This window comes from Neglectibacter caecimuris, assembly GCF_034335015.1.
GTDB classification, from domain to species: Bacteria; Bacillota; Clostridia; order Oscillospirales; family Acutalibacteraceae; genus Acutalibacter; species Acutalibacter caecimuris_A.
On record NZ_JAWXXK010000004.1, the window covers coordinates 438,792 to 459,988 of the forward strand.

The 21,197-nt window shown below is 51.2% G+C and carries 19 protein-coding genes and 1 pseudogene; all 20 read right to left on the reverse strand.

The features are described 5' to 3' along the window. Positions 1-93 precede the first annotated feature (93 nt). The 20 genes and pseudogenes from greA to U8T64_RS08515 all read right to left on the reverse strand — a co-directional run bounded on the left by greA (position 94) and on the right by U8T64_RS08515 (position 21,085). Positions 94-579 (reverse strand): transcription elongation factor GreA, encoded by a 486-nt coding sequence (gene greA, locus U8T64_RS08420; RefSeq protein ID WP_322182789.1) that lies wholly within the window; start codon positions 577-579, stop codon positions 94-96. Positions 580-695: 116 nt separating this feature from the next. Further along, a complete protein-coding gene (locus tag U8T64_RS08425; RefSeq protein WP_322182791.1) occupies positions 696-1,856 on the reverse strand; it encodes a murein hydrolase activator EnvC family protein in 1,161 nt (386 codons plus the stop codon). Then, positions 1,849-2,760: a permease-like cell division protein FtsX gene (gene ftsX, locus U8T64_RS08430; protein WP_322182793.1), complete on the reverse strand. Its 912-nt coding sequence runs from the start codon at positions 2,758-2,760 to the stop codon at positions 1,849-1,851. The genes U8T64_RS08425 and ftsX overlap by 8 nt, the downstream gene beginning before the upstream one ends. Before the next feature lie 287 nt (positions 2,761-3,047). Continuing rightward, positions 3,048-3,701: pseudogene (ftsE, locus tag U8T64_RS08435) on the reverse strand (cell division ATP-binding protein FtsE); the annotation flags it as partial. 249 nt (positions 3,702-3,950) lie between these two features. Further along, positions 3,951-5,036, reverse strand: coding sequence for a helix-turn-helix domain-containing protein (locus U8T64_RS08440; RefSeq protein ID WP_322182795.1), 1,086 nt, complete (start codon positions 5,034-5,036; stop codon positions 3,951-3,953). A 369-nt stretch (positions 5,037-5,405) separates the two neighbouring features. Further along, on the reverse strand, positions 5,406-6,518 hold the full coding sequence (locus U8T64_RS08445) for an ABC transporter ATP-binding protein (RefSeq protein ID WP_322182797.1): 1,113 nt from the start codon (positions 6,516-6,518) through the stop codon (positions 5,406-5,408). A gap of 131 nt (positions 6,519-6,649) precedes the next feature. After that, positions 6,650-7,411, reverse strand: a complete 762-nt coding sequence (locus U8T64_RS08450; protein ID WP_322182799.1) for a pseudouridine synthase — start codon at positions 7,409-7,411, stop codon at positions 6,650-6,652. Between the two features lie 365 nt (positions 7,412-7,776). Then, a complete protein-coding gene (locus tag U8T64_RS08455) occupies positions 7,777-8,481 on the reverse strand; it encodes a DUF4830 domain-containing protein (protein WP_322182801.1) in 705 nt (234 codons plus the stop codon). Between the two features lie 89 nt (positions 8,482-8,570). Next, positions 8,571-9,161, reverse strand: coding sequence for a 4'-phosphopantetheinyl transferase family protein (locus U8T64_RS08460; protein WP_322182803.1), 591 nt, complete (start codon positions 9,159-9,161; stop codon positions 8,571-8,573). Between the two features lie 9 nt (positions 9,162-9,170). After that, the gene (locus U8T64_RS08465; protein ID WP_322182804.1) at positions 9,171-10,550 is read right to left on the reverse strand and encodes an MATE family efflux transporter; all 1,380 of its coding nucleotides are present in this window, start codon (positions 10,548-10,550) and stop codon (positions 9,171-9,173) included. A gap of 152 nt (positions 10,551-10,702) precedes the next feature. Further along, positions 10,703-11,260: a flavin reductase family protein gene (locus tag U8T64_RS08470; protein ID WP_322182806.1), complete on the reverse strand. Its 558-nt coding sequence runs from the start codon at positions 11,258-11,260 to the stop codon at positions 10,703-10,705. Between the two features lie 422 nt (positions 11,261-11,682). Continuing rightward, complete coding sequence (locus tag U8T64_RS08475; protein ID WP_322182808.1) at positions 11,683-12,525, reverse strand: aldo/keto reductase; 843 nt, start codon at positions 12,523-12,525, stop codon at positions 11,683-11,685. 20 nt (positions 12,526-12,545) lie between these two features. After that, entirely contained in the window at positions 12,546-13,385 is an 840-nt protein-coding gene (locus U8T64_RS08480; protein WP_322182810.1) for an aldo/keto reductase, read from the reverse strand. Positions 13,386-13,583: 198 nt separating this feature from the next. Continuing rightward, positions 13,584-14,297: a dihydrofolate reductase family protein gene (locus U8T64_RS08485; RefSeq protein ID WP_322182812.1), complete on the reverse strand. Its 714-nt coding sequence runs from the start codon at positions 14,295-14,297 to the stop codon at positions 13,584-13,586. 15 nt (positions 14,298-14,312) lie between these two features. Then, positions 14,313-15,011, reverse strand: coding sequence for a flavodoxin (locus U8T64_RS08490; RefSeq protein WP_322182814.1), 699 nt, complete (start codon positions 15,009-15,011; stop codon positions 14,313-14,315). A 42-nt stretch (positions 15,012-15,053) separates the two neighbouring features. Then, positions 15,054-16,229, reverse strand: a complete 1,176-nt coding sequence (locus U8T64_RS08495; RefSeq protein ID WP_322182816.1) for an iron-containing alcohol dehydrogenase — start codon at positions 16,227-16,229, stop codon at positions 15,054-15,056. A gap of 15 nt (positions 16,230-16,244) precedes the next feature. Then, positions 16,245-17,423, reverse strand: coding sequence for a flavodoxin (locus U8T64_RS08500; protein WP_322182817.1), 1,179 nt, complete (start codon positions 17,421-17,423; stop codon positions 16,245-16,247). 107 nt (positions 17,424-17,530) lie between these two features. Beyond that, entirely contained in the window at positions 17,531-19,732 is a 2,202-nt protein-coding gene (locus U8T64_RS08505; protein ID WP_322182819.1) for an S-layer homology domain-containing protein, read from the reverse strand. Between the two features lie 94 nt (positions 19,733-19,826). Next, positions 19,827-20,720 carry a LysR family transcriptional regulator gene (locus U8T64_RS08510; RefSeq protein ID WP_322183048.1) on the reverse strand — a complete coding sequence of 298 codons (894 nt, stop codon included), beginning with the start codon at positions 20,718-20,720 and terminating at the stop codon, positions 19,827-19,829. Between the two features lie 2 nt (positions 20,721-20,722). After that, the gene (locus tag U8T64_RS08515) at positions 20,723-21,085 is read right to left on the reverse strand and encodes a nuclear transport factor 2 family protein (protein ID WP_322182821.1); all 363 of its coding nucleotides are present in this window, start codon (positions 21,083-21,085) and stop codon (positions 20,723-20,725) included. Positions 21,086-21,197 lie beyond the last annotated feature (112 nt).

Consider the following 21,197-nt stretch of genomic DNA (forward strand, 5'->3'; position numbering starts at 1 on the left):
CTTTCCTGATCCTGACGATTTCAAAAAAGGAGCGGCGCGCTGTGCTGCTCCTTTTTTAGAACCTGCAGCTTCACTTAACAAGGGGAAGCTATGTTACCGTGAGATCGTTACGATTTTATACTTTGCGATCCCTGCCGGGGTTTCCACCTGTACGGTTTTTCCCACCTTCGCGCCTAAAAGGGCTTTTCCCACCGCAGACTCATCGGAAATCTTACCGTTTCTGGGATCCGCCTCGTTGGAACCGACGATCTTGAAATCCCGTTCCATTTTCTTTCCGCCGGGCATAGTGATATTCACTTCGATTTTAGAACCGATATGCACCGTTTCGTTGTTCAGTTCATTTTCATCGATGACTACAGCGCCCTTCAGCATAACCTCCAGGTCGGCGATACGGGCTTCCATAATGGCTTGCTCGTTTTTCGCTTCGTCATACTCGCTGTTCTCGGAGAGATCACCGAAGGAAAGCGCGACCTTGATCTTCTCCGCAACGGCCTTTCTGCGCACGGTTTTCAGGTGCTCCAGTTCCTTCTCCAGGGAGGCAAGGCCCTCCTCTGTTACAAAATACTGCTTTTCTGCCATACAAAATCATCCTTTATCTGAGGGCCGCTTTCAGCGGCCGCATTGTCATTTATTATAGTAAAATCATACGGGCTTGTCAATGAAAAGCTCTATTCCTCCACAAGCCTTCGAAGACGTTAGAAATACCCCATCGGATTTGTCAGGCTCCCGCCGGAGATCACCTCAAAGTGCAGATGCGGGCCGGTGGAATTCCCCGTGCTGCCCACATAGCCGATGATCTGCCCCTGCTCTACAGCGGCCCCGGTTTCGGTCCCAAGAGCGCTCATATGGGCGTAGCGGGTCTCATAGCCATTTCCATGGTCGATGAAGACGCAGTAGCCATAGCTGTCGTTCCAGCCGGCATACAGCACCGTGCCGCCATCGGCGGCAACGATAGATTTTCCATAAATATCGCCGCCCGCGATATCGATACCCCGATGACCGCCTTCCCCGAAATAGCAGGTCAGGTAGGTGTAGCCCGGCATAGGCCAAATAAAGCTGCCGGTTCCCACATAGCCGGAACCGCCGATATTTCCGGTGCTGGAATTCTGCTGCCGAAGCTGTTCCTCCAGCTCCGCGATGGCGGCTTCATTTTCGGCCATCTGAGAGCCCAAAAGCTCAGAATCCGCTTGGGCGCTTATTTCTTGGTTCTCCGCGTCCTCCACGGCATGCTGCGCTTCCTCATAAAGTTTTGTAAGCTCCGCGCCCTTGGCGTCGAGCTCTTTCTTTTTCCGGCTCAGTTCTTCTTTGTCTTCTCTGATCTCAGAAAGCTCTTCCTCGATCTCTTCCAGTTGAGAAGACAACTGCTGGATCAGCTCCTGATCATGGCGGGTCACAGACTTGAGAATTTGAATTTTCTCCGTGAAGTCCATCAAATTTCTGCTGTTCAGGATAATGGCTACTGTGGAAGCGTCTCCAGTGACATACAGAGCTTTGATCCGCTCCTTCAACAGATCGGTGTTTCGATCAATGCTCTCCTGCTTCTCTGCGATTTTATCCTCAGAAGCAGCAATCTTTTTATCCAGCTCCACGATTTGATTCCGCAAAAGATCCAGCTGCCGCTGTACCGTATCGATCTGTTCGTAAAGTGTGTCCCGATAGACTTTTTTCCGGCTTGTGTCGTCCCGCAGCTCTTCCAGGCGGGCATCATTTTCCTCTTTCAGTGCTTGAAGATTTTTCTGGTTTTCCCGCAGCTCCGATAAGCTTTCCGCCGACGCGGAAAAAACGGAAGCGCACAGCAGCGCGGCGGAGCACCCGATACACAGGAAGCTTCTCAGCCGCTTTTCCAGCTTAAACAACAGCGTCCTCTCCTTCTTTTTTCAGATATTTACCGATAGAGATCACACCGCCCAGCATACCGAACAACATTCCTACCACGATGTAAGACAGATACAAAAGCCCAGCATGGGGGTGAATATCCACCACGCTCAGGAAAGGTGCCAGGCTGTATACCACCTCTACAGCCTTATCGTAAGCGAAATACAGCACTGTAGCGGAAACGGTGCCGGAGATCACGCCGATGATAAGACCTTCTACAATAAAGGGGATACGAACAAAGCTGTTGGTGGCCCCTACCGATTTCATAATGACAATCTCCATTCTTCGGGAAAACAAGGTAACTTTTACCGTGTTGGAGATAATGAAAAGCGATACAATGCCCAACACCACTACAATGGCAATGCTGCAATAGCGCACCAAGCGGTCCAGATTACTCAGCTGAGAGGCTATTTTCCGATAATCCGAGGTTCGGTCCACACCCTCCACCGACTGGATGGCGGAAATGGTTTCATCATACCGGCTCAGATCGATCATGGAAATGGTATAAGCATCAGGCAGAGGATTATCAGTTCCCTGAAGGCCGTTGAAAAGCGTACCGTCCCCTCCCATGCTCTGCATCATGGAAGCCAGGGCATCGTCCTTCGGCACAAAGGTGCAATCAGAAATATTGTCGATCGCCCTTAGATCCTCGCCTACCTTTACTGCCGTCAGGGAGGGCAGATCCTCCTGCAAATATACCGTGATGGTGTTATTTCCCTCCAAAGACTCCATGGTAGCGGAAAGATTCAGAGAGAGCAGGCCCGCCACACCGGTGAGCAGCAGGCAGGAGATCAGAACCGCTATGGAAGCGATGCTCATCGTCCTGTTTTTCCACAGGCTTTTGATCCCTTCCCGAAACAGGTATCCAATATTATGCAGTCCCATTATTACACCTCCTCATCGTCCCAATCATCAGGCTCCTGAGGCATTTCTTCCGGCTCCTCCGGGAAAGCCGCGTCTTCCTCTTCCTCAACATACGGCTGGCTGTATTCGCCGTCATACTCTTCCTCGTATACTTCGCCGCCGTCTTCCTCATAGTCCTGATCGTAAGCCTCTTCCGGCTCATAAGGTTCAGCATTATCATATTCGGCATAATCATCGTCCGCCGCGGTTTCCCGCTCCGCTTCCGTGTAGCGCTCCGGCGGCGCGTAGCTGTCCTGCATTGCCGCGGTATCAGCTACGATCTCGCCGCTATGTATTTGAATGATCCGTTTGTGGAAATGCTTGACCAACGAATGCTCGTGGGTGACCATCAGCACCGTGGTGCCCCGGCGGTTGATCTCGCTGAGCAGATCCACGATCTCAAAGGAAAGGGCCGGATCGATATTGCCGGTAGGCTCATCCGCAATGATCATAGACGGGTTATTGACCAGCGCGCGGGCCAGACCAACTCTTTGCCGTTCCCCGCCGGACAACTCTGTAGGATAATGCTTCGCCTTGTGCTGCAGCCCTACCAGGCTGAGAATATAGGGAACTCTCTTTTTAATGGCCTTGGGCGGCGCGCCTACCACACGCATGGCGAAGGCCACGTTATCGTAAACGGTCATGTGGTCGATCAGGCGGAAATCCTGAAACACCATACCCATTTTGCGGCGCACATAGGGAATTTTTCCCTTACGCAGCCGGGAAACATCCACACCGTCTACGATGATCTGCCCGGAGCTGGGACGCTCTTCACAGGTAATCAGCTTCAAAAAAGTGCTTTTTCCCGCTCCGGAAGAGCCTACGATAAAAACGAAATCTCCCTTATCCACCATCAGGTTGATACGGTGAAGCGCTTCCGTACCGTTGTTATATACCTTTGACACATTGCGAAATTCAATCAAAACTATCCCTCCAAACAGACGAGAACCGCCGCCGGGCCGATCCTGATTTTCCAAACCTGCCTTTTCTTTACTTAGAATGCAATTTTCCACACATTTCCGGCCAGTGGATATCCACACAACAGCACCCATCAGCATAACGTATTATACCAATGGGTGCCTGCTATTTAATTCCAAAAAAGAAATTATTTGTAACCAATTTGTAATTTTCGCAGTCAGAAACCGTGCATTTTCGGGAAGAATATCCTTTTTTCAAAGCTTATTCGGATTGCTCGACAAATACTTCTTTACCATCAGAGCTACCTTAAAGACAATGGCATCTTCAAACTCCCGAAGATCCAGGCCGGTGATCTTCTTGATCTTTTCCAGACGGTATACCAGCGTATTGCGGTGTACAAACAGCTTCCGGGAGGTCTCAGATACATTCAAGTTATTCTCAAAGAACCGCTGAATGGTGAACAACGTTTCGTGATCCAGCGAATCAATGGAGCCCCGGCGGAATACTTCCTTCAGGAACATCTCGCAAAGCGTGGTGGGAAGCTGATAAATGAGCCGGGCAATTCCCAAATGGTTGTAGCTGACAATGGGCTTTTCCGTATCAAACACCTTGCCCACCTCAAGCGCCACTTGGGCTTCCTTAAAGGAACGGGCCAGATCCTTGATATTGTTTACCACCGTACCGATGCCCACTGTGCAGTGGGTATAAAACTCACCGGAAAGGGTATCTACAATAGAGCTTGCCAGCTTATTGATATCCTTCTCATCAATATTGGGCTTGATCTCCTTGACAAGGGCAATATCGGTTTCATTGATATTGATGATGAAATCCTTATTCTTGTCCGGGAAAAGATTCTGCAAAACATCGTAAGCGGAGATATCGTTCTTATCCGTGATTTTGATCAGCATGCACACTCTGCTCACTTCGGAATCGAAATGAAGCTCGTGGCTTTTCAGATAAATATCGCCAGGCAAAATATTATCCAGGATCACATTTTTGATGAAATTTCCCCTGTTGTACTTTTCATCGTAATACTGCTTGATGCTGTTTAGAGAAACCGCCAGGATCTGCACATATTTTTGCGCCTCCGGATCGGTACCGGCCACAAAAACGGCATACTCAGAGCCGGGGCGGCTCCCAAAGGATTTAAATGTGAAGTCCTCAGCCTGGAATATATCAGCTGAAACCAGATCCTCTGTGGTAACACTTTCACAAACTTCTCCGATCCTTCCCAGCTCACTGCACGCAATGATCACAGAAGATTCATCGATCACGCCGATCACACGATCTATCGTTTCTCCCATTTGATGAATAATTCCCTGAAACAATCTGTTAGACATGGCTCTTCCCCTTTCGCTTATCAAAGAATACCTTCCTGCGCTTTTTCTCTGCCTGCTCTTTCAAAAGTCACTGACATATATACAGCTTTATTTTACCTAACCACAGAAAGAATTTCAACCTTTTTTTGAAATTTCCAAAGCGGAAGATGATTTTTTTGCAAAAAAGAACCAATTCACAAGAAACTTTCTCCCCATTCCGCCCTAAAATTTATTCCGGAAAGCTGGCAAAATCAAAAGAGCCGCTGCTTTTTTCACGGGCAGACTATTCAGGCAGCACAGCACAGCTCACTACTAACGCCTTAGGGGTTGCCTGAAATAAAAAGTCGGGGGTACCGCGGCACGGTACCCCCGAAAGGCAAGTGTAAATTTTTAGTTCAGGAAGGTCTTTTCAGATTCCTTATCAAACAAGTGCATCTTGTTCAGGTCAAACGCGATAGCGGCCTTGTCACCGGACTTGGCGGTAGAGGTGGGCTCTACACGAGCGGTAACGGCATTGCCTTCGCAGTTCAGATACAGATAGGTCTCAGCGCCCATCAATTCGGTCACTTCCACGTCGCAGGTAACATGCGCGCCGCCAACCTTTTCGATGAACTCGGGCTCATCGTGAACGTCCTCAGGGCGAATGCCGAACACAACATCTTTGCCAACATAATCGGCAATGGGGGTGCCTTCCGCCTTCTTCGCGGGAACCTTAATGGTGCAGCCGCCAAAGGTCAGGGTATAATCGGAGCCGTCCTTGCCCAGCTTGGCATCAATAAAGTTCATCTGAGGAGAGCCCATAAAGCCGGCAACAAACTCATTGATGGGATACTCGTACAGATTCTGAGGAGTATCTACCTGCTGAATGAAGCCGTCCTTCATAACCACAATGCGGTCGCCCATGGTCATAGCCTCGGTCTGGTCATGGGTAACATAGATAAAGGTGGTACCCAGTCTCTTGTGAAGCTTGGCGATCTCGGTTCTCATCTGAGCACGGAGCTTGGCGTCCAGGTTGGAAAGGGGCTCGTCAAGCAGGAACACCTTGGGATCGCGAACGATCGCGCGGCCCAGAGCCACACGCTGTCTCTGACCGCCGGACAAAGCCTTGGGCTTACGATCCAGCAGATGGGAGATATCCAAAATACGGGCGGCCTCTTCCACGCGGCGCTTGATCTCGTCCTTGGGAGTTTTGCGCAGCTTCAGGCCAAACGCCATGTTGTCATACACGGTCATGTGGGGATACAGAGCATAGTTCTGGAACACCATGGCGATATCTCTGTCCTTGGGAGCGATCTCATTGGAAAGAGCGTCGCCAATGTAAAGCTCGCCCTTGCTGATCTCTTCCAGACCAGCGATCATACGCAGCGTAGTGGACTTACCACAGCCGGAGGGGCCAACAAGGATAATGAACTCCTTATCCTGAATCTCCAGATTGAAGTCGGTAACGGCCGTTACTCCGCCCGCATAAATCTTATACACGTTTTTCAGGGTTACACTTGCCATTCAGAAATTCCTCCTGTTATCTGGGCCTGCATCAACGGGACAGACACAAACCCTTGATTAGATTGGTATAAGTATAACAGACAAATCCGGCGAAAGATATCCATTATTTACCCAAAGATTCCCCCTTGAGTTTAGGGGTTTTCTATAAAATCCAAATCCGAAAGTTGTTTTTCGTGCATTTTGCTATCAAAAATTGACAGTATTTCCGCTTTCTCCAAAAGCCGCGCAGCCCCAGCCGGTAGTGCTTGATCCAGCCAAAGCCCCCCTATCTTGAGTCTTTTCAGAGAAAGCACCTGGTTTCCCACCGCCTGAAACATGCGCTTGACCTGATGAAATTTCCCCTCTCGGATTTCCACCATAGCGGCTTCCCTGTCCCCTCTTTTCTCCGTCCACAGCCGGGCCGGAGCGAAGCTTTGTCCTCCCTCTGTAACGCCAGAACGAAAGGCAAAAACATCTTCCTCGGTCACAGGGTGGAGCGTTCGTGCCTCATAGAGCTTATAGATATGGCTTTTGGGAGCAAGCATTCGGTGGGCAAACTCGCCATCATCAGTGATAATAAGCAGCCCGGTGGTATCCTTATCCAGCCTGCCCGCTGGGAAAAGCCCACGGCGGCGCAGCTCCGGCGGCAAAAGGTCCAGCACGGTCTTTTCCCTGCGGTCCTCTGTGGCGGAAAGCACCCCTGCCGGTTTATTCATCATGAGATACAGATATTTCCGGTAATTTATTTCCCGGCCGTTTACCGCTATGCTATCGGCTTCAGGATCTATTTTCCGCGCCGAGTCTGCGGCGATAAGGCCATTGACTGTTACCGCCCCGGAGCGCACCAAAAGGGAAACCTCTTTTCTGCTGCCCAGGTTTTGAGAGGCCAAAAATTTATCCAGGCGTTCCGGCATAGCTGATTCCTCACTTTTCACGGAATAGGGAGCTGCATTTAGGCAACACCGTACAAAGATTGTGCGCAAGAAGTTGCACAAGAGTTAATCGGAGATTAACTCTTCAGATTTTTCATCAGAGCGCACAGATTGAGTGCGGTCAATCAGACCATTTATGGTCTTGCGATTCGACAAGTGAAAGCTGTGTGCTATGACAGAAAATCTGCAAGCAGATCGTGTGCAAAGGCCTCTGGCCGGTTTTTGTGCGGGGTTGCCTAATTAGTATAACAAAAGCTTCCGGGAAAAGATAGCCCGCCATTCTAAAAATTTTTGATCCGCAAAAAAGGAACACGGATCACACCGTGTTCCTTTTGGCAGGTGACAGCTTAATCGGTAGGATATCCATCGTCTGGCTGGGCCTCTCCCGCAGTGGATTCCGCCGGGGCTTCCGATTCCGGAGCGGAGGTGGCTGCGGAAGAAAGCTCCGCGTCTCCCGCTACCGCTGAAGATACCGAAGAGACTGTGCTGGACATAGACTGGCTGCTTTCCGCCGAAGCGCTTTCCGCAGGAAGGCTCGTGACAGCGCTGCTTTCCGGCACAGGCGCTGAGGAAGCGTTTTCCGCCGTTTCCCCATACCGGGCGCTGTTTGCCGCAAAGCCGTGCATAAAGCCGTCTACCTCGGCGCAGGCCAGATCTCCGCCGATGATCAGCTTGCCGTAAACCAAAAGCGTGGCATACACCTCCGGCTCATTGGGGTAGTTATTGATTTTATAACGGTACTGGGTGCAGACCTCTCCCGCATAGGGCTTCAGGTCAAACCCTTGGGCCTTCTGCATTACATTATAGGTGGTGTAAACATCGTTAAACTGCGCGGGGATCATCACCTCGCGGGTCTCAGCGGGAGTTTCCTCTACCTGCCAGCCAAAACTCTGCAAAAAGGCGAGCCGTTCTTCATTGGTCTCACCGGGAAATTCCTTCTGCTTTGTCTCGTCCTTTCCGCCGCGCAGGAAAAAACAGGCTCCGACGACGACCACCACAAGAATGAGAAATGCCGCGATTCGTTTTTTGTTTGCTTTCAGCGATAAAACCATCTTCCACCGTTCCTCTCTGTGTGACAACCGCTTCTGGTTGCCTTTCCTGCTCAATACTTATGAGGAACAAGCCGCGGATATGACAAGGATCAAAACTCCTGAAACAGCGGCTCCGCCTCCAGCAGCTCCACCTTTTTCGGCAACGATCCAAAACCGCAAACGGAGATCAGAAGATCGGAAAAGGGCTGAAAATTTACTGACTGAAGCTCTTTTTGGGCCGGACGGAGCCTCCCCTGCTCCCAAAGAAATTCCGCGTTTCGAAAGCCAAGGCGAAACCCCTTTCCCGTGGCCTTCATCATGCTTTCCTTCAGAGTCCACAGGGTCATCAGAGCAGTTCCTTTTTCCGGCGCCGTCTCCAAAAAAGTAAGCTCCGCCGGAGTACAGATCCGCCGGGCCAGCTTCAAGTCATACGGACGAACACGCTCCGCGTCTACACCGATCTCCTTCTCGCTGAACACACAGCAGGCCAGTCCTGTACAGTGAGAAACACTGAATTTAACAGAGCAATTTGAAAAAAACGGCTTTCCGTGCGGGCCATGCGCGATTTGCAGAGAAGAACGGCTTCTCCCGTATTCCCGCTCCATTCCATAAAAAAGCAGCCTCCATGCAAGCTCATGGCCAAGGACGCCTTCTGCCTTTTTGGAAAGGCCGGAAGGCGAATAAGCGGCGGCACACAGCATCTGAACACCTCATTTCTCCGGCTGAGAATCGCTCTGTTCCCTCTTAAATAATCCAGTGGCTCCCTCAGCCCTGTGGATCCGGACATAATAGGTCACGCAAAGCAGCAGTGCCGCTCCAAACCAGGCGGTAACATCCGCGATATAGACGGAAGAAAAACCCATGTGAAATACCTGGGAAAGCAGCAGCACCACGGAAACGCGGAGAAAAAGCTCCAAAGCGCCGGAAATCAGCGGCATTACCGTATCTCCCATGCTTTGCAGAGAAAAGCGATAGACAAATAGAAGCCCCAGGGACCATTCCATGAGTCCGGCCACAAAAAGATAGGGATAGGCCGTTTCGATCACGTCTGTTTCCACACCGGAAACGAAAGCCATGATCATCTCCCGCCCGAAAACGATCAGGACAAAGCTGAGAAGAGCGTTGACGACGAAGGACATGACGATCGCCCGGCGCACCCCCGTCCGGATCCGGTCCATGCGGCCCGCTCCCAGATTCTGGCCAACATAGGTGCCAAGCGACAGGCCGATGATACTGCCTGGCTGCTCCACCAGCCCTACGATCTTGGAAGAAGCCGTATAAGCCGCCACTGCCGTATAACCAAATCCGTTGATGATCCCCTGCAGGAGCATTCCCCCGATGGCCGTCACGGAATTCATCAGCCCTACCGGAACTCCCAGCCGCAAAAGTTCCTTCATCAGCTTTTTATCCGGGGCGGCTTCCCCGGGCTGAAAAGCCATCAGCTCCATACGCCGCAGGACAAACAGACACAGCAGGCCGGAAATCAACTGCGCAAGCACCGTGGCCCAGGCCGCCCCCGCCACGCCGCCACGAAATACCATCACAAAAAGGAAATCCAGTCCTACGTTAATTACAGAACTGATCACTATAATGATCAGAGGCGAAAGGCTGTCCCCCAGCGCCCGGAGGATCGCGGCCAGCACATTGTAAAACACCGTGGCCGAAATACCTAGAAAAATAATACGAATATAGAGCAGGGCGTCTTCAAAAATATCCTCTGGCGTATGAAGTGCTTCCAGCAGCAGCCGGGAAAACACCAGGCTGAGCGCGGTGACGATCACAGAGGACAGAACTGCCAGATAAGCGGAATTTGCCACTGCCTTACGTACCCCGGCCGGGTCGCCCGCGCCGAATTTCTGGGAAATCAAAATGGAATATCCATGGGTAAAACCTGTGATAAAGCCAAATACAAAAAAGTGGATCGAACCCGTGGCCCCTGCCGCGGCCAGGGCCTTAACTCCCACGCCGCGTCCCAGCACCATGGCGTCTACGATAGAATAGAACTGCTGAAAAAGGTTGCCCAACAAAAGTGGAGCCGCAAAAGCCAAAAGCAGCTTCACCGGGCTGCCCTTTGTCATATCTCTTACCACACGCCTATCCCCTTTCAAACTACCTTTCCCAAGAATAGCACGAGATGCCCGGCAAAGCAACCAAAAATATGAAAAAGAAAAAACCGCTTAAATCGCGCAGGCGATCCAAACGGTTTACTCACAATAAATTTTATGATTCTGGAAAAATGGCCTTATTTCAGCGCCGCGCCGTCCTTGAAAGCATTGCCCACTTTTTTGCCAAACTCATGGTATGCTCCCTGCATTCCATCGAAAATGATGGGGTGGAATTTGCTCAGATCCACCTTGCCGTTTTCGTCCAGCACACTTTCCTCTGCGCTGACATTTTTGATAACGCCGATATACTTGCCGCCGTCTATGATCTCTTTGAGCTCGCATTCCAGACAAACAGGAAGCTCATTGATAACAGGGGCGTTTACAAAGGCGCTTTTTGTTGTGGTAAAGCCTGCTTTTTCCATTTTGTTCGGTTCATTTTTCGCGGAAACGATTCCCACATAGTCGCAGGCCGCCATATGCTCCACATCGGCAAAAGCCACAGTAAAAGCCTTTGTCACGGCGATGTTGTCGGTGGTCTGATGGCTGCCCAGGTCTATCATTACCTCATTGCCGCCGCAGATGCCGCCCCAGGCGGCATTCATAGCGTTTGGCTTACCATTCTGATCGTAGGTACCCAGGATCAAAACCGGCTGGGGATACAGTGCGGGCTGCACACCTAAATTTTTTCTACTCATAAGGATATTTCTCCCTTGTCTTTTTTCTTCAGTATATTTGCCGCCGTCTATAGTATCACGAACAACGCAATAAAAAACATGACGATCGACGCGATCAGGCAGAACACGCCTGTCCTTGCGTCTTTTCCGCTTTGCGCGGTCTTGATCCAATAAGGGCAGTAAAAAATTCCCAAAACACTAAGCGCTAAACAAAAATATGCGATTGCTGTATCCACAAAAGCCTCTCCTCACAGAAGGAAATTAATTTTCATTTTGGATTTACAACTATTTTATCACATACGCGCTTAAAACGCAATTCAAAATCCATTTCTGGCATGAGATTTTCCCGTCAACAGGTAAATATCACCGAATTTGCGTTGTGAAGCCAAAATCAGGCAAAGAAACTGCAATAAGAAGTCTGGCGAAACACGATTTCCGGAAAATCAGCGGTGAAGGCCGGTGATCATTTCCACCGTTGCCGGGTCATAGTGGGAGAAGAACAGGCTCTCCCCTTCGTCCAGCTTGCGGATCGCTTCCATATCGGGTTCGCTCAGCGCAAAGTCAAACACGTTGAAGTTCTGAGCCATTCTGTCCTTGTGGGTGGATTTCGGGATCACCACTACGTTGCTCTGGATCAGGAACCGCAGGGCGGCCTGGGCGGAGGACTTGCCATACTTCGCACCGATTTCCGTCAGAACGGGATTCGTAAAGAAATCCTTTCTGCCCTCGGCAAAGGGCCCCCAGCTTTCGTGCTGTACGCCGTACTTTTCCATATACTCGTGGGCTTTCTTCTGCTGCTGGAACACATGGGTCTCCACCTGATTGACGGCAGGAGTGACCTCCACGAATCTGCACAGGTCTACCAGACGGTCAGGATAGAAATTAGACACGCCAATGGCACGGAGCCACCCCTCTTTATAGGCCTCCTCCATAGCGCGCCAGGTGCCGTAATAATCATTAAAGGGCTGATGGATCAGCAGCAGGTCGATGTACTCGGTATCCAGCTTTTTGAGAGAGCCCTCAATGGATTTCTTGGCGTTCTCATAACCGCCGTTTGAAACCCACACCTTGGTAGTCAGGAAAATATCGTCACGCTTTACGCCGCTGTTCCTGATGGCTCTGCCCACTGCTTCCTCATTGCCGTAAGCCTGAGCCGTGTCGATGGAGCGGTAGCCCGCGTCCAGAGCGTCCAGCACGCAGCGCTCGCACTCATCATTTGTGACTTGGTACACACCGTAGCCCAGCATGGGCATTTTGATCCCGTTGTTCAATGTTACAAATTCCATTTTGAAAAACCTCCGTAAAATTATTCAGCCAATTTAATATCCAGGAATTTTTCTTCCTGCTGATCCAGTGTCAGTGTCCAATACCGCTTACCCTGATCCAGCTTGCGGATCTGTTCCATTTCACCATCGGTCAATGAAAAATCAAAAATATCCAGATTCTGCTTTTGATGCTCCGGACTGACAGACCGGGGCAGTGGGATATTTCCCTCCTGAATATGCCACCGGAGAATGATCTGCACATTGGTTTTGCCGTATTTCCTGCCAAGCTCGGTAAAAACCGGCTCCTGGATCAAATTGGCATCGCCGTGCCCCAGCGGAAACCAATGCTCCATGCGAGTACCGTAGGCTTTTACCCGCTCCTTCAGCTCCGCCTGCTGAAAATAGGGGTGCCCCTCCACCTGAATGATCTGGGGTTTGATCTCCGCCGCTTCCAACAGCCTTTCCAAACGGTCGGATTCCATGTTGGAAACGCCGATAGCTCGAACTTTGCCAGCCTTATACGCCTTTTCCAGATTTTGATACCCGGCGATGTAGTCGCCCACCTGCTGGTGAAGGATCACCAGGTCCAGATAGTCCAGCCCAAAACGCCGAAGCATTTTGTCAATGGCGGTTTCATCGTTGTACTCGTCCGGCCAGATTTTAGAGGTGATCCACAGCTCTTCTCTGGGAATGCCGCATTCCCGAACAGCCGCGCCTACTCCTGCTTCGTTAAAATAGTGATGGGCGGTGTCGATATGGCGACAACCCAGCTCAAACGCGGACAGGCATGCTTTTTTAGTGTCCTCGTTTTCAGGGATCTGGAACACGCCTAAGGCGATTTGAGGAATTTTCACGCCGTTATTTAAGGTGATGTAATTCATGCTGTTTACTCCTCTTCCAATAATGCTTATCTCTGTTTTATAGTATATCTTTTCTCTCATTGAAAGGGAAGTTCCCTTTGGTTTATCAGTGAACACCAAAAGGTGTTCACCTAGGCGATACACCGAAAAGTCTGATTTGACTTTCCGGTGTATCGTTTAGGCGGAATCGAACTGATCCCAGCCTTTCTTTCTCTATGGTTATTTTGCAGCCGTATATCGAAGCCAGAGCGTATTGTTTTCAATGACCTCCACTTTACTGAGGGAAAACACTGCCGGACTGCGGGGAGAAAAGAAATCCGCTTTTTCAAAAATAGTCACCGCATCGGTACTGCCGTCCGCAACGGGCGCAACCAGAATGCTCAGCTCGTCCAGCAGTTCCTCCTGTACAAAGGACCAGTTAGTGATCCCGCCGCCCGCTACCATTAATCGCTCAATGCCAAACAGGTCATAGAGCTTTTGCAGCAGCAGCTTGCAGTCAATAACGCTCTTCCCGGCAAACACATAGGAAATTCCCCGCGCTCTTAAATAGCCCAGATAGTCGTTAGTGACTTGCTCTGTCAGCACCTCTATCACATGAGCCTTCGGGCGGCTTTTCTTTTCAATGGTGCAGGAAGAGAAGCCAAGAATGCCTTGAGGATCAAGTGATACAATGAAATTGCGTATCTTGTTAGGAGCGATAAAGTCTTCTCTGCCATAATCCGTCTCGCCGCATGGAAGCTGTCCGGCAAGGCCGTCAGAGTAGCTGCCTTCCATGGTAGTAGTGCCGTATAAGGTGGCCTGACAATCAAAAGTTTTCCGCAGCTCTCCATAAGCTTTTCCTGCGGCGGCACAGGCGGGATCGCTCATATACGTCCCGTCGATCTTGCCGTCCAGAGAAGTCAGCATATGGCACACCACATAAGGTCTGTTCATTCTGCTTCCTCCGATTTATAAGCCCAGGCTGTTGACCCAGCCAATGACTTCGCTTTCGTCCACACTGCTCTGGAAACGCTGTCCTTCCTGCCAATTTCCGGTTCCCGCCATTTCGGCAAGCAGCGCGCCGCTCTGCCCAAGCCCGGAAGAAGAGGAGGTGCAGAAGGGAATCACAGTCTTTCCGGTGAAATCGTTGTTCTTTACAAAATTATTCACAGGCCAGGCGGCGATCCCCCACCAGATGGGATAGCCGATAAAAACCGTGCCGTACTCGTCCCAATTTTCCACCGTATCGGCTGTGAGCGCGATATCCCGCAGGCTTTCATCATCATGCTCCAGATTGACCCGGCTGCCATCGGTAGTCCAGTCCAGATCCGCATCGGAGTAGGGCTCCACCGGGATCAGTTCAAAGGTGTCCGCACCCAGGGTATTTGCTATGATCTCTCCCACTCTGGCGCTGCGTCCGGAGGCGGAGTAGGTTACCACCAGGATCTTATCGGCCGCAGGAGCAGGGGTGGGATCTGCTTCAGAAACAGGAACGGAGCTTACCTGAGGAGTAGGCGCCGGCGTGGGCTCAGGAGTTGGAGCTGCTTCCGGGGCAGAACTGACCGGCTGGCTGGAAGCAGGCGTGCTGTTCCCGGCAGACTGATTGCCGCAAGCGGCAAGAACAAAGAGCATGGAAATGGCCAAAATCATCGCAATTACTTTTTTCATTGTGGTTTTTCCTTTCTGAATGATAAGCTTTAGAAAATTTTTTCAATAGACTTCCTGGAAAATTCCCAAAATTTCCTCATGGGTCATAACTTGGTAGGCATTAGGCACACAAGTACAGCTTTCAGCGATCGCGCGCAGGTCGGTAGATTCATCTATCCCTAACTCCCGCAAAGTGGTGGGTAATCCGAGCTCTTTGATAAAATCAGCAAGCAGCTCTACCCCGGCATACGCTAATTCTTTTTCTGTTTTTCCCTCCGGATCGATCTGCCAAATCTGCACCGCGAACCGGGCAAATTTCTCCGCGCCGCTTTCGCAGATATGCCGGTAATACACCGGGTGCAAAACCGCCAGCCCCTCACCGTGGTTACAATTTGTATACGCTCCCAGCTGATGCTCCATCTGGTGGCACTCGAAATCACATTTCTTTCCCAGCTTGATGATGCGGTTTTCCGCCATGGCGGCTTCCCACATCAAATTGCTTCTGGCGTTATAATCCTTCGGATTTTTCAGAGCCGCTCTGAGATCACGGATCACGCCACGCATCAGAGCTTCCATGATATCATCGGAAACATTTGGCTCATCCGGGGCGCTGAAATACGTCTCCATCAGGTGAGAAAGCGTATCGAACCCACCGGAAACCATCTGGCGTTTCGGCACTGAGTAGGTATAGACGGGATCAAGTAGGGAAACCCTCGGGTTGCACTGGGGATAGTCTCTGCCTGTTTTCAGGTTCAGCGCTTCGTTTGTAATGACCGCCCCACCGTTCATTTCGCTGCCCGTTCCGGCGGCGGTCACCACCGCGATCAATGGCACAAGCGGGAAATCTATCACACCGGGGCGAGCCCAGAAATTTTCCCAAATATCCCCCTCATAAGAGGCTGCCAACGATACCGCCTTGCAGCAGTCGATCACCGAGCCGCCGCCCACCGCTAAAATCAATTCAGCGCCGCTTTCCCGAATAAACCTTGCGCCCTCCTGTACTTTTTGATAGGTGGGATTTGACATGATGCCGGAAAACTCCACAATTTGCTTGCCAGACTTTTCCAGAGCTTCCCTTATCTCTTCATAGATTCCGTTTGATTTGATCGCCCCGCCGCCGTAGGCCAGCAAAACCGTATCCGCAGCGCAGTTACACTTTAAGAGGCAGGGCAGATATTCCTTCACGCATCCTTTCCCAAAAATCACTTTGGTGTTATTTTCAAAGATAAAATTGTTCATGCGGATCTCCTTATTTTAAGTTAAGCCGGCAACCCATTCTTTTACAGTGGATTCGCTTGCTCCGCTTGAAAAGCGCTGTCCTTCCTGCCAGTCTCCTGTTCCGGCCATTTCGGCAAGCAGCCGTCCGCTCTGTCCCAGGCCGGAGCTGGAAGAGGTGCAGAAGGGAATGACAGTCTTTCCGGTAAAATCGTTATTTTTGATAAAATTGTTCACCGGCCAGGCGGCGATCCCCCACCAGATGGGATAGCCGATAAAGATTGTATCATATTCCTTCCAGTTTTCTACCGTATCGGCGGTCAAAGCAATATCGCGCAGATTCTCGTTGTCATGCTCCCGATTGACCCGGCTCCCGGGAGTTGTCCAGCTCAGATCGGCGGAGGTATAGGGGGCCTCGGGAACAAGCTCAAAGGTATCGGCGCTTAGCGCATCGGCAATATAGCCTGCTACTCGCTCCGTGTTATTGCTGGCGGAAAAGTAGACTACCAGTGTTTTGCTGCCTGTGGCAGGCTGATCCGGCACTTCAGGCGTACCGGGAGTTTCCGGCTCGTTAGGAACGCCCGGCACATTGGGAACACTGGGCGTATTCTGCCCGGAGCTGCTGAGCCAGCGGTGCAGCATAGCCGCCAGTTCGGCACGGGTCGCTGTGCCCTGAGGATCAAAAAGATTATTTCCCTTTCCTGAAATGACTCCCTGCTCTCTTGCCCATTCTACAGCCGGAACAGCATAAGCGGAAATATCAGAGGCATCTGCAAAGGCCGGAGCTGTATCTGCAGGATTTGGAGATCCCTCTCTGCGCCACAAAAAAGCGGCAACCTGTTCCCGGGTCACAGAAGCATGAGGGGCGAACCGTAGATTGGTAACGCCAAAAGCTACACCGGTTTCCGCTGCCCAATTTACAGCGGCTTCATAATAGCTCCCTGCCCTCACATCGGAGAAACCGGACTTGGAAACCGGATCTGGCTCACCCGCCTGGCGGTGCAGTACCGTAACCAGCATAGCCCGGTCAGCAGAAGCATTGGGAGAAAAGGTCGTATTGGAGGTGCCACTGATCAAGCCCGCGTTTTTGCAATAGCTCACATCGCCTGCATACCAAGCGTTATCAGCCACATCGTGAAAATCGGCTGCCGCGAGAGCGGGCATAGACAAGCTCAACAGCGATACAACTGTCAGAAGAATGGATAAAAGCTTTTTCATGGTAGATTTTCCTTTCCTTATTTTGGATTCTGGAACTCAGTATAAACTGTTTTTCAAGGTACGGGAAGTTCCGGTTCGTTTACTGGATATAACCTCCGGGTTTATACTCAATTTGCCTCAAAAATCCTCTCCAGCCACTGCGCGTAGGCAGGGATCCACCCCTGCGTATAACCGTAGCCATGAGGACGATCCTGCAAAACATCTGTTTCCACCTGCACCTCCGCTTGCCGCAAGGCTTCCACGCAATCCTCGAACTGCCCGTAAAAAGGATCCCGCGTTCCATAGCAAAAATAAGTGGGCGGCAAACTGGATCGCCGAAATTTTTCTACATCGGTAGAAGCTACACTCAGCCTGCCATAAAACGAATAAATCATTCCCACCGCCCCCGCATCGGCAGAAACGGCGTCCAGAGAGTCAGGGTGATAGGCTCGATCGAGCTGCGCAGGGCTGACATTGCCCCTGTAATTCAGCACCATCTCTCCTGCCAGAATTCCTCCGGCGGAAAATCCCATTACGCCGATGTCTTTTTCGTCAATCCCATAAATTTTTGCGTTTTTTCGGACAAACCTTACAGCGCGGGCCAAGTCCAGAGCTCCTTCTTCCTGAGTGTAGGGCCGCAGACGGTAGTCAACAACAAAGCTTTGATACCCCAGCCCGCTCAACTCCCGGGCCACCGGCGTACCCTCCATTTGGTCGCTGCGGAATTGAAACGCTCCACCCGCGCAAATCAGCACAGCGCCTTTCACAGGGGTGCCCTCCGGTACGGGAAAAGTAGTAACGGTGGGGCGAAACTCCGGGTCGTCAAAGTACCCTCCATTGTTTACTGTATAATTTGTAACAGCGGGCGCGTTTCCCTCTTCCCACAAATAAAGCACCTGCTGGTTTTTGGGGTCGGCCGCGGCGGTAAATACGGTATTCCCGTCCGTTTCGGTCTTCCGCCGCGCAAACAGCCAACCCATAATTGCCTCGTCATGGGCAAAGAGACCGCCGCCGGCATGCTGATCCTGAACGCCGCGTTCGTCAAAATAGCTCTGTTCTTTTAAGTCCAGCACCACCAAACGGTCAATTTCCGCTTCTTGCAGGCCCATTTCCCGATACAGCCCGCACAGCCGGGAATATGCCTGCCGGATCGAAGAAGATCCGTAATAGGAATCCTCTCTACCGGTCGCAAGATACACGGGAGTTCGCGCCGCCGCCACCGGAGCCAGGTCGCCGTCCCACTGAGAGCTTACCATCAGAAAGGCGGAAAACAATTCCGGTTCTGACTCCATTACCAGCGAACCTGTTTCACCGCCGCCGGAATATCCCTCCAGATAGACCTGATCTCTGTCGATATTATAATGCTCCAAAATGAAATGGATCAATGCCAAGGCCTGTCGGGCACTGGTATTCCCCCAATCATGCAGCTGCGGCGCTATGACGATCATCTCGGAATTGTATTTTTGAGCTTCAACCCCGAAATCCTCCCAGCGCAGGTTTGCTCCTACGCCCTGAAAATACAGTCCCCCATAGCCCGGCAGCGTGACAAAAAGCGCATAGGGTTTGGTACCGTCATAGTGTTCCGGCACATACATTCCAAAATGGATTTCCCCCTCTGTTTCGGAATGATAGACATTGTCAAATTGAAATCCGCGAATCGTTTCCCTGCCAAAAGTGACTTCTACCGGAGCAGCCGCTTCCGGTGAGTCCGCCGGGCCGGAAGAAGGCATTAACCAGTTTTTCAGCATTACCGCTGCTTCCGCTCTGGTTGCCGTTCCCTTGGGATCAAAGTGGTCGTTTCCTTTTCCCGAAGCAATGCGCTGTTCTCTTGCCCAATGAATGGCGGTAAAGGCAAATTCGGAAATTTGATCCGCGTCGTGAAAAATCTGAACCGCGTTATCGACAGCCGGGCAGCCTGCCCTGCGCCACAAAAAGGTGGCAAGCTGTTCCCGGGTAACGGGATCGTTCACGCCAAATTTCCCGTTCCCTACACCGGCGGTCACGCCTGTTTCCGCAGCCCAGCTGACAGCTTTTTCATAATAAGAATTTTTCACTACATCGTTGAATCCCGATGCGGCGGCAGGCTCCGGGCTTCCCGCGTGTCTGTACAAAACCGTGATAAGCATTGCCCGCGTCATGGTGCTGTTCGGAGAAAATTTTCGATCTCCGGTGCCAAGCATCAGGCCCTCGTTCTGCACATATCCCACTGCCTGCGTATACCAGGCGGCAGGCGGAATATCCGTAAAGCTTACAATCGCCTCTCCGATATGCGCCAACGCGGCCACTGCTGCCAGCACGAGCGAAACCGCTGTTACAGCCAACTGCTTCATAAAATTCATCTCCTTGCTTTTTTTCAGAAGGAAGCATAACAAAATCGAGACCTCAAAAGAAGTCTCGATTTGTTACCAGCTTATTACCTTTTGGTTATGACCGTTTTGCTTTCCGGATCGCCGCCAGGAATTTTTGTACCAGAGGCGATGGCTCCGGTGAATGAAGCAGCCCATAGGGAATGGAATGCTCCCACTCTACGGGAATGACCTTCAAAAGCGGGTGAACGTTTGCCCACATGGGAATGGCCATCAGCACATCGTTGCTGTTTTCGCAGCGATTAAACACATCTACATTGTAAAAATCGAAATCCACAATATTCACCTCCGGGTGATTTTTCCACAGATCGTCCCGAAGCTCGTCCACGTATTTGCTCCAATTCCGCCGCATGAGCAGGAAGTTCTCGCCGTGCAGATCCTCCGCCGTCAGCTTTGTTTTCTGCGCCAGCGGGTGGTGAATGGATACAGCGCAGCACAGAGGTTCTCTGGAAAGCTCAAACCCGGAGCAGCTGCGAAGGTTCAGCATGGTCTCATCAAAAATTCCTGCCACTATGTCAATATTCTGCCCCAGATTTCTAAGGATCTCCCGGGCATTCTCTTCGGTGTTGTCAAAAGGGACGATTTGGAACTTGATTTCCGGGCTTTGGGCGTGAATGGCGGGCCAAAGCTCTACCAGTGCCTGGGCGGGAGTCATGGGAGAAGAGCCGATGCGGATCACATCGGTATCACCCTGCATGGCGTTTTTTGCCCGGCTGACAGAGTCCTTACAATACTGGATCACATATTTTGCGTCCTTGTAAAGAGAAACACCAGCCTTTGTCAGCTGCAGGCCCCGGTGAGTGCGGTGAAATAACTGCACGTCAAGGGCGCTTTCCAAGAGGTTGATCTGCTTGATCACCGCCGTGGGCGTGATGAAAAGCTGCTCGGCGGCTTTATTGAAGCTTCCGGCGTCTGCCGCCTGAAGAAAGGTTTCCAGCTGCGGATTATACATACTCAATACACCAACGCGGTAAAGGAAAACTGCACCAGCTTCCAATCGTTGCCGTCCTTCGTGTAGACCTCCGTAACGGCAAAATGATGGGTAGTCGGTTTACCGCCTAACAGCAGACCGTAATCGCAATCGGTGATCACGATACCGGCGTCTCCCCATAGCTTGGGAGCCTGGCTGTGCAGTACGATCTCAGTAGGCTGGAAAATCTGATCGGTAAAGCATCTCATTTCCTCTTCCAGCCCACATGTTACGCCGATGTGCACAAAACAGCAATCCTTGTGGGCGATCTCCTCCATCACAGCAACATCGGACTGCTCCATCGCTTTCCAAAAGCGTTTTGACGTTTCAATCAGTTTTTCGGTCATGGCGATCACTCCCTGCCAAAATTTACAACTATTATAAACGTCAAGCCACCCGGTTGTAAATAGGCTAGTACCCTTTTCCGATATCCCCGCACTCCAAACAAAAGAAACACAG

Bases quoted from the DNA above. Each gene is read 5' to 3' on its own strand.
- U8T64_RS08460 (WP_322182803.1), bottom strand. From the start codon at position 9,161: ATGCTGTGTGCCGCCGCTTATTCGCCTTCCGGCCTTTCCAAAAAGGCA.
- U8T64_RS08480 (WP_322182810.1), bottom strand. From the start codon at position 13,385: ATGAATTACATCACCTTAAATAACGGCGTGAAAATTCCTCAAATCGCC.
- ftsX (WP_322182793.1), bottom strand. From the start codon at position 2,760: ATGGGACTGCATAATATTGGATACCTGTTTCGGGAAGGGATCAAAAGC.
- U8T64_RS08455 (WP_322182801.1), bottom strand. From the start codon at position 8,481: ATGGTTTTATCGCTGAAAGCAAACAAAAAACGAATCGCGGCATTTCTC.
- U8T64_RS08500 (WP_322182817.1), bottom strand. From the start codon at position 17,423: ATGAAAAAGCTTTTATCCATTCTTCTGACAGTTGTATCGCTGTTGAGC.
- U8T64_RS08515 (WP_322182821.1), bottom strand. From the start codon at position 21,085: ATGACCGAAAAACTGATTGAAACGTCAAAACGCTTTTGGAAAGCGATG.
- U8T64_RS08470 (WP_322182806.1), bottom strand. From the start codon at position 11,260: ATGAGTAGAAAAAATTTAGGTGTGCAGCCCGCACTGTATCCCCAGCCG.
- U8T64_RS08510 (WP_322183048.1), bottom strand. From the start codon at position 20,720: ATGTATAATCCGCAGCTGGAAACCTTTCTTCAGGCGGCAGACGCCGGA.
- U8T64_RS08485 (WP_322182812.1), bottom strand. From the start codon at position 14,297: ATGAACAGACCTTATGTGGTGTGCCATATGCTGACTTCTCTGGACGGC.
- U8T64_RS08450 (WP_322182799.1), bottom strand. From the start codon at position 7,411: ATGCCGGAACGCCTGGATAAATTTTTGGCCTCTCAAAACCTGGGCAGC.
- U8T64_RS08475 (WP_322182808.1), bottom strand. From the start codon at position 12,525: ATGGAATTTGTAACATTGAACAACGGGATCAAAATGCCCATGCTGGGC.
- U8T64_RS08490 (WP_322182814.1), bottom strand. From the start codon at position 15,011: ATGAAAAAAGTAATTGCGATGATTTTGGCCATTTCCATGCTCTTTGTT.
- greA (WP_322182789.1), bottom strand. From the start codon at position 579: ATGGCAGAAAAGCAGTATTTTGTAACAGAGGAGGGCCTTGCCTCCCTG.
- U8T64_RS08440 (WP_322182795.1), bottom strand. From the start codon at position 5,036: ATGTCTAACAGATTGTTTCAGGGAATTATTCATCAAATGGGAGAAACG.
- U8T64_RS08495 (WP_322182816.1), bottom strand. From the start codon at position 16,229: ATGAACAATTTTATCTTTGAAAATAACACCAAAGTGATTTTTGGGAAA.
- U8T64_RS08505 (WP_322182819.1), bottom strand. From the start codon at position 19,732: ATGAAGCAGTTGGCTGTAACAGCGGTTTCGCTCGTGCTGGCAGCAGTG.
- U8T64_RS08445 (WP_322182797.1), bottom strand. From the start codon at position 6,518: ATGGCAAGTGTAACCCTGAAAAACGTGTATAAGATTTATGCGGGCGGA.